The 11,880-nt window shown below is 71.8% G+C and carries 11 protein-coding genes; 5 read left to right on the forward strand and 6 right to left on the reverse strand.

Annotation, left to right across the window (positions count from 1 at the left end; translation table 11 throughout):
• Window positions 1-157: 157 nt before the first annotated feature.
• The 5 genes from N4G66_RS27460 (at window position 158) to N4G66_RS27480 (ending at window position 6,698) form a co-directional block, all read left to right on the forward strand.
• Entirely contained in the window at window positions 158-1,120 is a 963-nt protein-coding gene (locus N4G66_RS27460) for an ATP-binding cassette domain-containing protein (RefSeq protein ID WP_261706900.1), read from the forward strand.
• On the forward strand, window positions 1,107-3,191 hold the full coding sequence (locus N4G66_RS27465; RefSeq protein WP_261706901.1) for a YhgE/Pip domain-containing protein: 2,085 nt from the start codon (window positions 1,107-1,109) through the stop codon (window positions 3,189-3,191). Before N4G66_RS27460 ends, N4G66_RS27465 begins: the two co-directional genes overlap by 14 nt.
• Window positions 3,192-3,226: 35 nt before the next feature.
• Window positions 3,227-3,856 (forward strand): TetR/AcrR family transcriptional regulator, encoded by a 630-nt coding sequence (locus N4G66_RS27470; RefSeq protein ID WP_261706902.1) that lies wholly within the window; start codon window positions 3,227-3,229, stop codon window positions 3,854-3,856.
• Between the two features lie 523 nt (window positions 3,857-4,379).
• Complete coding sequence (locus N4G66_RS27475) at window positions 4,380-5,018, forward strand: DUF4126 domain-containing protein (RefSeq protein WP_261706903.1); 639 nt, start codon at window positions 4,380-4,382, stop codon at window positions 5,016-5,018.
• A 129-nt stretch (window positions 5,019-5,147) separates the two neighbouring features.
• A complete protein-coding gene (locus N4G66_RS27480) occupies window positions 5,148-6,698 on the forward strand; it encodes a phytoene desaturase family protein (RefSeq protein ID WP_261706904.1) in 1,551 nt (516 codons plus the stop codon).
• A 140-nt stretch (window positions 6,699-6,838) separates the two neighbouring features.
• Here N4G66_RS27480 and N4G66_RS27485 read toward each other — a convergent pair whose 3' ends face one another.
• From N4G66_RS27485 to N4G66_RS27510, 6 genes are all read right to left on the reverse strand, one after another.
• Window positions 6,839-7,873 (reverse strand): SCO2102 family sporulation regulator, encoded by a 1,035-nt coding sequence (locus tag N4G66_RS27485; RefSeq protein WP_261706905.1) that lies wholly within the window; start codon window positions 7,871-7,873, stop codon window positions 6,839-6,841.
• Between the two features lie 56 nt (window positions 7,874-7,929).
• Window positions 7,930-8,853 carry a methylenetetrahydrofolate reductase [NAD(P)H] gene (gene metF, locus N4G66_RS27490; protein ID WP_261706906.1) on the reverse strand — a complete coding sequence of 308 codons (924 nt, stop codon included), beginning with the start codon at window positions 8,851-8,853 and terminating at the stop codon, window positions 7,930-7,932.
• A gap of 179 nt (window positions 8,854-9,032) precedes the next feature.
• Window positions 9,033-9,692: a thiamine phosphate synthase gene (gene thiE, locus N4G66_RS27495; protein WP_261706907.1), complete on the reverse strand. Its 660-nt coding sequence runs from the start codon at window positions 9,690-9,692 to the stop codon at window positions 9,033-9,035.
• A 90-nt stretch (window positions 9,693-9,782) separates the two neighbouring features.
• Window positions 9,783-10,154, reverse strand: coding sequence for an Rv2175c family DNA-binding protein (locus tag N4G66_RS27500; RefSeq protein WP_261706908.1), 372 nt, complete (start codon window positions 10,152-10,154; stop codon window positions 9,783-9,785).
• Window positions 10,155-10,218: 64 nt separating this feature from the next.
• On the reverse strand, window positions 10,219-11,457 hold the full coding sequence (locus N4G66_RS27505) for an NAD(P)/FAD-dependent oxidoreductase (protein WP_391858888.1): 1,239 nt from the start codon (window positions 11,455-11,457) through the stop codon (window positions 10,219-10,221).
• A gap of 32 nt (window positions 11,458-11,489) precedes the next feature.
• Window positions 11,490-11,867, reverse strand: a complete 378-nt coding sequence (locus tag N4G66_RS27510; RefSeq protein ID WP_261706909.1) for a hypothetical protein — start codon at window positions 11,865-11,867, stop codon at window positions 11,490-11,492.
• Window positions 11,868-11,880: the final 13 nt, after the last annotated feature.

The following is an 11,880-nucleotide window of genomic DNA, read 5'->3' on the forward strand; positions in this document are numbered from 1 at the left end:
TGTGACGGCACTGTGGCCGTATGTGCACATCGTGCGGTATGCCACTGACAATCCGTTCTGACCTGGGCTTTTGCTTCGATCGAAGGTTCGGGATAGTTTTTGCACTGACCAGTCAGTTCAAATTTAGTTCGATGGTGTTTCAGGGGATGGGGGAGCTGTGGACGGTCCGCACGGACTGGGCGTCACGGCAGAGGACTTCGGACTCAGGGGGCCCCGCGGGTGGGCGTTCCGCGGGGTTCGTCTCGACGCGGAGCCCGGATCGCTCATCGCGATCGAGGGGCCGTCCGGGTCCGGCCGCACGTGCCTGCTGCTCGCCCTCACGGGCCGGATGAAGGCCACCGAGGGGACGGCGACCGTGGGTTCGTCGAGGCTGCCGAAGCAGCTGGCCGCGGTGCGCCGGGCGAGCGCGCTCGCCCATGTGCCCGGGGTCACGGACCTCGATCCCGCCCTGACCGTCGGGGAACACCTGCGGGAACGGGCGCTGCTGCAGCGGCGGTTCGGGGGTTCACTGCGCGCCCTGCTGCGGCCTCGCGGCGAGCGGGTGAGCGAGACCGAGCTGCGGATCGGCGCCGCGTTGACCGCCGCCGGACTCGACCCTGAGACGCTGCCCAAGGGGGCGAGAACAGCCGTACGCGATCTGGAACGGCTCGAAGCGCTGCGGCTGTCCCTCGCGTTGGCCCTGATCGGCCGGCCACGGCTGCTCGGTGTCGACGACACCGACCTCAAGCTCTCGGATGCCGAACGGTCCGACGTCTGGGCCCTGTTGACGTCTCTCACCGAGTCCGGCACCACGGTCGTGGCGGTGTGCAGCGAGGCCCCCGAGGGTGCCGTCGTCGTGTCCACCGCACCGTTCGACATGTCGAAGCCCTCCGCCGAAGAGGACCCCGCCGGGACTCGCGCGTCCGTGACCGGAGCCGGGGACGGAGCCGGGGCCGGAGCCGGGGACGCGGCCGGGAGCACCGCCGAGATCACCGGCAGCACCGCAGTTGCCGCCGAAGCCGACACCACCGACACCGACGCCGCCGCGGATGCCATCGCCACCTCCATCGCCGACAGCGACAGCGACAGCGACAGCGACAGCGAGAACCACGACAGGAAGACGGTCGATGCGCTCGCCTGAATTGGCCCTTCTCGAACTCCGCCGCTTCGGCCGGGGCAAGCTCCCGCGCGCCGCGCTGGTCGCGCTCCTGCTGCTGCCCCTGCTGTACGGCGCCCTCTACCTGTGGTCGTTCTGGGACCCGTACGGCCGTCTCGACCGCATCCCCGTGGCACTGGTGAACGACGACAAGGGGGCGACGGCCGGCGGCCGGAAGGTCGCGGTCGGGGACACCATCACCGAGGGGCTGCGGGACAGCGACACCTTCGAGTGGCACGAGGTGAGTTCCGCCGAGGCCCAGCGGGGCGTGGAGGACGGCACGTACTACCTCTCGCTGACCATGCCGGGCGACTTCAGCAAGAGGATCGCCTCCAGTTCCGGGGCATCGCCCGAGACGAGTGCCCTCCAGGTGCGGACCAACGACGCGAACAACTACATCGTCGGGCAGATCTCCCGCACGGTCTTCAGCGAGGTGCGGACGGCCGCGTCCACGAAGGCCTCGCGTTCGTTCCTCGACAGGATCTTCATCTCGTTCTCGGACATCCACGGGAAGACCGTGCAGGCGGCCGAGGGTGCCGACCGGCTCAACGGCGGCATCGGCAAGGCGAAGAAGGGTTCCAAGGACCTCGCGGACGGTCTGAAGGAGGCCAAGAAGGGCAGCGGAAAGCTCTCCGGGGGCCTGCGGAAGCTCAGCACGGGCGCGGGCGACCTGGAGGACGGTTCGCGCCAGGTCGCGGACGGCACCCGGACGCTGGCCGGCAAGGTCAACGGGGTCGCGGACAAGGTGGGCCCGTTCCTGAAGGACAACGAGAAGTCGATCGGCGACACGGCCCGGCTGGTCGCCGACTCGGCCGCGGGCATCCGCCACAACCTCGACACCCTGGTGAAGACGGCTCCGGCCGCGGCCAAGGGCGCGCGCACCGCGTCCGACGCGCTGAACGCCGTCCACCGCGCGCGGTGCGAGACCCTGCCGGTCCCCGACGCGGCGTGTCCCGAGCTGACGAAGGCCGCGGAGGCGGCCGCGGACGTCGTCAAGGTCACCGACGACGTCAACGCGCTGATCGATGACCAGGACAGCGATCTCGACAAGCTGGACAAGAGCCTGGCGACGCTGGAGAAGCAGGCACAGGCCCTCGCCGATCGCTCGCCGCATCTCTCCGAGGACCTCGACGACGCCGTCTCCAAGATCAACAAGTTGAACGACGGAGCCTCCGCGGTCGCCAAGGGCGCGCAGCGGCTGCACTCCGGTATCGGCACCGCCAGGACCGGCGCGGCGGACCTCGACAAGGGCGTCGGCCGGCTGAGGACCGGCGCGAGCGATCTCGACGGGGGCCTGTACAAGCTCGTCGGCGGCTCCGGGAAGCTCGCGGGCGGCCTGCACGACGGCGCCGAGCTGATCCCCGACTACGACAAGCCCGACCGCGACCTGCGTACCCAGGTCATGGCCGACCCGGTGCAGATGGCCTCCAGGGACCTGCACAAGGCGCCCAACTACGGCACGGGATTCGCCCCGTACTTCATTCCGCTGTCCCTGTGGGTCGGCGCGATGGTGGCGTACATGCTGATCCAGCCGCTGAACCGGCGCGCGCTCGCTGCGGGAGCCTCGGCCTGGCGCATCGCGCTGGCGGGCTGGCTGCCGGTCGCCGTCGTCGGCGTGCTCCAGACGGCCGCCCTGATGGCGGTGCTGCACTGGGCGATCGGCCTCCAGATGGTGCGGGCGGCCGGAACGGTGGGCTTCCTGTTCCTGGTGACGGCCTGCTTCGCGGCGATCGTGCAGTGGCTGAACGCGCGCTTCGGAGCGGCGGGCCGGATCCTCGTCCTGGCCTTCCTGATGCTCCAGCTGACGTCGGCGGGCGGCACCTACCCCGTCCAGACCAGTCCGGGCTTCTTCAACGCGATCCACCCCTTCCTGCCGATGAGTTACGTCGTCGAGGCTCTCCGGAGACTCATCACCGGCGGCGGCCTGGAGCCGGTACGGACGGCGTGCGCCGTCCTGACGGCCTTCACCGTGGGCGCCCTCGCGCTCACCGCCCTGACGGCGCGCCGCAAACAGGTGTGGACCCTCGACCGGCTGCATCCGGAGCTGAGCCTGTGACCACGCGCGCAGGCGCTCCTGTGACAATCGGAGCCATGGAAAGCAGCAGCACCACGGCGGGCGGCGGCAGCCGCCGCGAGGCGACCCGGCAGAAGCTCTACGAGGCGGCCGTCACCCTGATCGCCGAACAGGGTTTCTCCGCCACCACGGTGGACGAGATCGCCGAGCGGGCCGGGGTCGCGAAAGGCACGGTCTACTACAACTTCGCGAGCAAATCGGTCCTCTTCGAAGAGTTGCTGCGACACGGCGTGGGGCTCCTCACCGCCTCGCTGCGGGAGGCCGCGGAGAAGACCGCCCGGGACGGCGGCAGCAAGGTCGACGCGCTGGACGCGATGATCCGGGCCGGGCTCGTCTTCATCAACCGCTATCCGGCGTTCACCCAGCTGTACGTGGCGGAGCTCTGGCGTACCAACCGGGCCTGGCAGTCCACCCTCATGGTGGTACGGCAGCAGGCGGTGGCGGTCGTCGAGGGCGTTCTGCGCGACGCGGTGGCGGGCGGCGAGCTCAGCGACGAGATCGACATTCCGCTGACGGCGGCGGCGCTGGTGGGGATGGTCCTGGTGGCCGCCCTGGACTGGCAGGCCTTCCAGCCGGAGCGCTCCCTGGACGATGTCCACGCGGCGCTGTCCCGGCTTCTGCAGGGTCGCGTGAGCGGCCACCGCTGAGCCAGGGTTCCGCCCCGAGGCCGGGCCCGCCGGAGATCCACCCGCTCGCCGGGCCCGCGCCCGCTCGCCCGAGCGCCGGTCCGGCGGATCCGGGCTCCGCGAAGCACGCACCGCGCCCGCCGCCGGCGCCGGGAAGCGGCACGCGTCGCTCCGGAGCACTTCGCGCCGCGCACACGAAAGCGCCGGTCCGGGTGGCCGCGTCCCCCGCGGGCCGTCCGTACCGGCGCTCCGTCGTGCTCCCCCGTACCCCCCGTTGGGCCCCCGTTCGGTCGTCCCCCCGGGTTCCCCCGTGTCTCACTCCCGCCGAGCGGGTCGGCGGAAGGAGCGGCCAAGGGCGCGAGTTCCGTTCCGCCGCCCCGTGTCGGCGGTGCCGGAGCCGCGCCCCTTTCCGTGTCTCCACTCTCCCGTTCGCGCAGGTCGGACCCATCCGTGCGGCTACTCATCTCACCCTGTAGGTACGGATACTCAGGCATACGCGCTCAGACCCAGGACGCCCCGTCGTCCACTGGTTACGATCGCCCCCGTGTCCGTACTCCCCCTGGTCTTCACCAGCGGCTGGGCCAGCGGCATCAACGCGTACGCGGTGGTGCTGCTCCTCGGCCTCTTCGGCGCGACCGGGCTGAGCGACGACGTCCCGGAGTCCCTGCAACGCCCTGAGATCCTGGTCACAGTCGGTGTTCTCTTCCTCTGCGAGGCGGTCGCCGACAAGATCCCGTACATCGACTCGGTGTGGGACTCCGTGCACACCGTGATCCGGCCGGCGGCGGGTGCGTGGGTCGGGGCGCTGCTCGCCGGACAGAGCGGCTCGGTCTCGGATCTGACGGCGGGCCTGATCGGCGGTTCGACGGCGCTGGCGAGCCACACGGTCAAGGCCGGGACACGGATGGCGATCAACACCTCGCCGGAGCCGTTCAGCAACTTCGTGATGAGTACCGCCGAGGATCTCGGGGTCGCGGGCCTCCTCACCTTCGCGATGTTCCATCCCGTGGCCGCCGCGTCCATCGCCGGTGTCCTGCTGTCCAGCGGGCTCGTGGTGCTCTGCTTCCTCGTCTCACGGATCAGACGGTTCCTGCGCCGCCGGACGCAGCGCCGGGAGGAGCGGCGGATGGCCTCGGCGGCGGAGCAGCCGCCCGGCCGGGCGCCATGGGCGGACCGCGACTGACCTCGACCGATCGCGACCGACCGCTGCGGGAGGTCCGGGCGGCGGACGGAGCCGCGACGCGGCCGAGCCGGAACCACTCCGCCCGACCTCCGGACGGGACTGTCGGTGGGGGCCGATAAAGTCGCCGGCATGGGACGGATTGCGGTGATCGGCGCCGGGATGGGCGCGATGGCGTCCGCCGCCCGGCTGGCCGTCGCGGGCCACCGGGTGGTGGTGTACGAGCGGACGCAGACGTACGGCGGTGCAGTGCGCCGCTTCGAGCGGGACGGCTTCGCCTTCGACACGGGCCCGGGGCTGCTTCCGGTGCCCGCGGTCTATCGCGACCTGTTCGTCAAGACGGGAAAGCAGCCCCTGGAGGAGTGCGTCGAGCTGGTGCAGGTCGACCCGTCCACCGACCACGTCTTCGCCGACGGCACGCGGGTGTCCCTGCCGAACGCCTCGCGCGCGGGTGTGCTCACCGCGCTGGACGAAGCGCTCGGCCCGGACGCGGGCGCGCGGTGGGGCGACTTCCTGGTGCGGGCCGGCGAGGCGTGGGACCGTGCGCGCAGACCGCTCCTGGAGGAGCCGCTGTGGCCCAACTGGGCAGTGCTGGCCGAGCGCGAGCCGTATCCCTCGGTGCCGTACAAGAGGCTGCTGCGCACCCGGCGGGCCGGCACCCTCGCCGAGGTCGGTGCCTGGGAGCTGCGCGACGCGCGTCTGACGGCTCTCCTGGAGAGTCATGCTCTGGCGTACGGGCTCGACCCGCGCGTCACCCCGGCGAGCGCCGCCGTGCTGCCGTACATGGAGCACGCCTTCGGCACCTGGTACGTGCGCGGCGGCATCCGGGAGCTGGCGCGCGCCGTGTACGAGCGGTGCCTGGAGCGCAGGGTCGAGTTCCGTTTCGCGACCTCCGTCGAGCGGATCGTCGAGAAGGACGGCAGGGTCGTCGGTGTGGAGCTCTCCGGGGGCGGCTCCGAGTCCCCCGGCCCCGAGGGCAGCCCCGAGACCCCGGGATCCGGAGAAGGCACGTTCGCGGAGGCGGACTTCGTGGTCGCGGGCGTGGCACCGGGCGTCGTGGACGCCCTCCTTCCCGGTCCGGGGCTCCGGAGCGGTGACGAGGTTCCGCCGCAGCCCGGGGCGTCCAGCCGACTGACCGTGCTGCTCGCGCTGCGCGGCGGGCGGCCCCGCGGGGTGGCGCATCGGACGGTGGTCCACACGGTCGACCGCGACGGCGAGCTGGACCGGCTCTTCGGCGAGCGTCCCGCGGTGCCCGCTGCGCCCACCGTCGTGGTGTCACGCCCCGACGACCCGGCGCTCGTCCCGGACGCGGAGCACGAGGCGGTCGCGCTGACCGTCACGGTGCCGTCGGGCGCTCAGGTGTCCGAGGCGGACGTGGAGCGGGTCCTCGGTGCCGCCGAGCGTGCCCTGCCGGATCTGCGCGACCGGCTCCTGTGGCACGAGGTCCGCACACCGGCCGACATCGCGGCGGCGACCGGCGCGGAGGGCGGCGCGGTCCCCGCCCCGGCGCTCGCGGCGGCGGACGGCCGGCTGCTGCACCCGTCGAACAGCACGCGGATCCCCGGGCTCTTCGCGGCCGGGGGCTGGGCACACCCCGGTGGCGGTCTGCCGCACGCGGGTATGTCGGGCGCGCTGGTGGCCGGGCTGATCGTGGAAGGACCGGAGTTCCAGGGCTCGCAGTGAACAGCCCGGTGGGCGGGAACGGCTGCCGGGACACGGACCGGCGGCAGGTCGCGACGCGCCGGTGGGCGGCGGTGCCGGGTGACTGAGGCTCCGGTAACGGCGACAGCGGTGCGGGAGGCCCTCAGCCGCTGTCCGGTCGGTCAGTAGCGGTACTGCTCGTCGTACCCGGCGTTGCCGTTTCCGGTGCCCTGGTACGGGTACTGCTGCTGCTCGGGCGGGAGTTCGCCGCCGTACTCGTCGGTGCGCTGCTGCGGCACCCAGACGCCGCCGGCCGGGGTCTCGCCGCCGTACGTGCCGGTGGCGTACTGGTCCTGGCCGGTGGCGTACTGGTCCTGGCCGTAGTTCTGCTGTTGCTGCGGGTACTGCTGGTCGCCACTGTTGTAGGCGGTGTTGTCGTACGAGGCGCCCGGGTAGGTCTGCTGGCCGGTGTACGGGTCCGAGTAGGCGGCGTACTGCTGCTGACTGTTGTCGTAGCCGTACTGCTGCTGCTGGTCGTAACCCGTGTAGCCGTCGTACGCGTAGGCCTGCTGGCCCTGGGCGCCCGCCGCGTAGGCCTGCTGGTCCTGGGCCGTGGCGTAGGCCTGCTGGTCCTGGGACTGGGACTCGCCGGCGTAGGACTGGTCGGTGGCGGCGGCGTAGGCGGCGCCGTTGTAGACGCCGTAGGAGCCGGTGTCCTCGGGCAGGGGCTGCGGTTCGTACACCGAGGTGGACTCGGCGGCCGTGGGCTCGGCCGGCTCCGGGGGCATGAACCGGTCGGACGGGGCGGGCGTGAAGACGTCGTCCTCGGCGGCGGCGTACTGGTCGTCGCGCCGGTAGGCCGCCTCCTCGACCTCGTCGAGGCCGCCCTCGGGCGACGGGTCGTCGCTCTCCGGATCATCCGGCTCGCCGCGGCGGCGCTTGCTGGGCTTGGCCGGCGCGGAGTGGCCGTTGATGGCCCAGCCCTGCGCGAAGCCCTGGCGGAACGACAGCGTCACGTACGTCTGGCCGACCGTGAAGGCGGCCGCGCCCAGGCCGATGACCACGACCGAGTGCATCAGGACACCGAGGACCACACCGAGGAAACCTACGAACGCGAGCAGCCGGAACCGCAGCCGCGCCTTGTACTGCAACAGCACCTCGCCGAGCAGCCACAACGCGACGATGCCGAATGCCAGATAGAGGACCGTCAAGCCCATGTACGCCCCTCTCCCAGTGGCCGCTACGCAGTGTGTCGTACGTGGGTGCGACCGGTCTAGGCCTGCTGCGGGTGGTGCAGGCCCAGATTCTCGTAGATTTCCAGCGTCGCCGTGGAGTTGTTCAACGTGATGAAGTGCAGTCCGGGAACTCCCTCGGCCAGCAGCCTCGCACAGAACTCCGTCGCGAACTCGATCCCAATGGAGCGTACAGCCGCCGGATCGTCTTTGACTGTGAGGATCCGCTCTTTCAGGACGTCCGGGAACGAAGCATTCGAGAGTTTGGGCAGCCGTTCCAACATCTTCACACTTGTCACGGGCATGACTTCGGGGATGACCGGCGTCGCACAGCCCGCCGCGTCGACGCGGTCACGCAGGCGGAGGTAGGACTCCGGCTGGAAGAACATCTGCGTGATGGCGTAGTCGGCGCCGGCCCGGCACTTGTCGACGAAGTGGGAGACGTCCAGGTCCCACGTGGCGGACCGGGGGTGCATCTCCGGGAAGGCCGCGACCCCGACGCAGAAATCGCCGGATTCCTTGATGAGGCGCACGAGTTCGGCAGCGTAGGTCAGACCCTTGGGGTGGGGGACCCACTCGCCCATGGGGTCGCCGGGCGGGTCCCCGCGCACGGCGAGCATGTTGCGGATGCCCGCGTCCGCGTACTGCCCGATGATGTTGCGCAGTTCCGCGATGGAGTGGTTGACCGCGGTGAGGTGCGCGACCGGGGTGAGGGTCGTGTCGAGGACGATCTGCTCGGTCTCCTTGACCGTGCCGGCCCGCGTGGAGCCGCCGGCTCCGTAGGTCACGGAGACGAAATCGGGCGCCACGGCCTCGACCCGCCGCAAGGCGTTCCACAGGTTCCGCTCGCCCTTGGGGGTCTTCGGCGCCGAGAACTCGAAGGAATAGGTCTGTTTGCCGGTCGCGAGCATGTCGCGCACGGTGCGTGCGCGATCAGTCCTGGTGGAAGCAGATCCGAGGGCCATACTCGCAGGTTAGCCAGAGGGCGTCGGTCCCCCAACCGAACCGCTGCCATATGTCCGATCTGTCGATTTCTTGTCCACCCCTCGGACACTCGCGGACACCCCGGGGGAGCAGCCCTGCCGCCTCCGGACACTCCCGGCCGGCGGCACTGCCGGAAGCCCCGTGCGGGCGGCCGACGTGTCTACGCCCCGCGCAGCCGCTTCGCGAACTCCGCCGCCGCCGCGCCCGGATCGTCCGCCTCGGTGATCGCCCGTACGACGACGATCCGGCGGGCACCCGCTTCGAGCACCTCGTCGAGCCGGCCGAGGTCGATGCCGCCGATCGCGAACCAGGGACGGTCGGTGCCGAGGGCGGCCGTGCCGCGGACCAGGTCGAGGCCGGGTGCGTGGCGGCCGGGCTTGGTGGGGGTGGGCCAGCAGGGGCCGGTGCAGAAGTAGTCCACGCCCTCCTGGACCGCAGCGGCCGCGGCCTCGGACCCGGCGTGCGTGGAGCGGCCGATGAGCACCTCGTCGCCGAGGATCGCGCGGGCCGCGGGAACCGGGAGGTCCCCCTGGCCCAGGTGCAGCACGTCGGCGCGGACGGCGTGGGCCACGTCCGCCCGGTCGTTGACCGCGAGGAGCTTGCCGTGCCGGGCGCAGGCGTCCGCGAAGACCTGGAGGTGTTCCAGCTCCTCCCCCGCCTCCATGCCCTTGTCCCGGAGCTGCACGATGTCGACACCGCCCGCCAGGACCGCGTCGAGGAACTCGGCGAGGTCGCCCTGACGCCTGCGGGCGTCCGTGCACAGGTAGACGCGGGCGTCGGCGAGCCGGCCCCGCGCGGTCGTGGCGGCGTTCTCGGGCATGGGTGTGTCCCCCGTTGTCGGTGCGCGGGGAGTGCGGCGGCCGGGATGATCCCGCCGCCGCGCTCCCCGTGCCGGACGGTCGCGTTCAGGTCAGACGGCGAGCGCCTGGGCGCGGCGCTTCACCTCCGTGCCGCGATTCTCGCTCAGGGCCTGCGCGGGGGTGCCGGGCAGGCTCGGGTCGGGGGTGAAGAGCCACTCGAGGGCCTCTTCGTCGGAGAAGCCGTCGTCCCTCAGGAGCGTCAGGGTGCCGGCCAGGCCCTTGACGACCTTCTGTTCGTCCGCGTCGATGAAGTCGGCGGGGACGTGCAGCGCGCGGTTCTCACCACGGCGTACGGCGATCAGCTGGCCGTCCTTGACCAGCTGCCGGACGCGCGTCACCTCGACGCCGAACTGTTCGGCGATGTCGGGGAGGGTGAGCCAGGCGGGGACGAGAGCATCGATCTTTGCGTCAATCTCGGTCACGGGACAAGCCTGCCATCCCGGACCGACAGTCGGAAGCCAAGGGCGTCCGACCTGGTGTGACGGATCAGGTCGCGGCGCCCTTCAGGGGCCTCGACGGGTCCGCGAGCAGCTCCGGATCCATGGGGGCGCCCGCCTCGATGAGCCGGCGGCCCTGGGCGAGATCCCTCGGGCGGCCCACCGCCAGGAGGGCGACAAGACGGGTCTCGCGGAGCCAGCACACCGACCAGGAGGCGCCCGTGGGGTCGCCGCGCCACACCAGGGTGTCGTCGGGCGCGTGGTGGCCGACGTACTGCACGAAACGGCCGAACTGCTCGGACCAGAAGTACGGCACGGGGTCGTAGGCGGCGGGCGCCTCTCCGACGATGTTCAGGGCGACCGTGCGGGGGCCCTGGAGGGCGTTGTCCCAGTGGTGGACGAGGAGCCGGTCCTCGTAGCGTCCCGACGGGAAGGAGGCGCAGTCGCCGACCGCGTAGACGTCCGGCAGGGAGGTGCGCAGGTGGTCGTCGGCGACGATCTCGCGGTCGGCGCCGAGTTCGATGCCGGAGCCCGCGATCCAGGCGGTCGCGGGCCGCGCCCCGATCCCGACCACGACGGCGCCCGCGGGCACCCGGGAGCCGTCGTCCAGGATCACCGCGCCGGGCTCGATGCGCTCCACTCGCGCGTGGGTGCGCAGCGTGGCCCCGCTGTCCGCGTACCAGGCGGCCATCGGCGCTGCCACCTCGGCGGGCAGCGCGCCGGCGAGCGGCCGGTCGGCGGCCTCGACGACCGTGACCGCACAGCCCGCCTCGCGCGCCGCCGTGGCGAACTCTGCGCCGATCCAGCCCGCGCCGACCACCACGATGTCGTGCTGCCGGGTGAGGACGGGACGCAGCCGGTCGGCGTCGTCCAGGGTGCGCAGCAGGTGCACCCCGGGCACGCCTTCGGCGCCGGGCAGCTGGATCGGCTCGGCGCCGGTGGCGACGACCAGGACGTCGTACGGGACGGGTCCCTCGGCCGTGTCCAGTTCGTGGTCGCCGGGGCGTACGCCCAGCGCCTCGCGGCCCAGCCTGAGGTCGATGTCCAGGGCCTCGAAGTCGATGTCGAAGGCCGAGCCCTCGGCCTTGCCCAGCAGAACGGCCTTGGACAGCGGCGGCCGGTCGTACGGCTGATGCGGCTCCGCGCCGATCAGCGTGACCGTGCCCGTGAAACCCTGCTCGCGCAGGGCGACCGCGGTCTGCACTCCGGCCATGCCCGCGCCCACCACGACGACCCGCCGTGCCGTGGGCCCCTGCGACTGAGACTGCGCCTGCGTCTGCTCGCTCACCTGATCACCTTAGACACCTGACAATTCGTCAGTCAGCTGACGCGTTCAGTGACCTGTTCCACAGGGCCGGTCGCGCGCAGCTCTTCCACCACGCTCGTCCCCGTGCCCTCCCGCGACTCCCACGTCCAGGTCTCCTCCAGCCGCACGCGGCCGTCGGGCAGTTCCACGACGAGGGACACGCAATGGCCCGACGAGGTGGTTCCGTCGCGCTTGAGCTGCACGTACCGGAAGTCGAGGCGGTCGCCCTCGCGGGTGCCCAGGAGGTGTCCGCGGACGATGTCGCCGCCGTCGTAGTCGGCCCAGACCGTGCCGTCCTCCTCGTGGTACGTGAACCGGGTGCGGGTGCCCACCTGGCCCGGTGCCTGGTCGGCGACGGGGGCGAGGACGAGGCCGTCGAGCGGTCGCGCCATGGTCGGAGGCTCC

The sequence above is a fragment of the Streptomyces rhizosphaerihabitans genome (assembly GCF_025399795.1).
GTDB classification, from domain to species: Bacteria; Actinomycetota; Actinomycetes; order Streptomycetales; family Streptomycetaceae; genus Streptomyces; species Streptomyces rhizosphaerihabitans.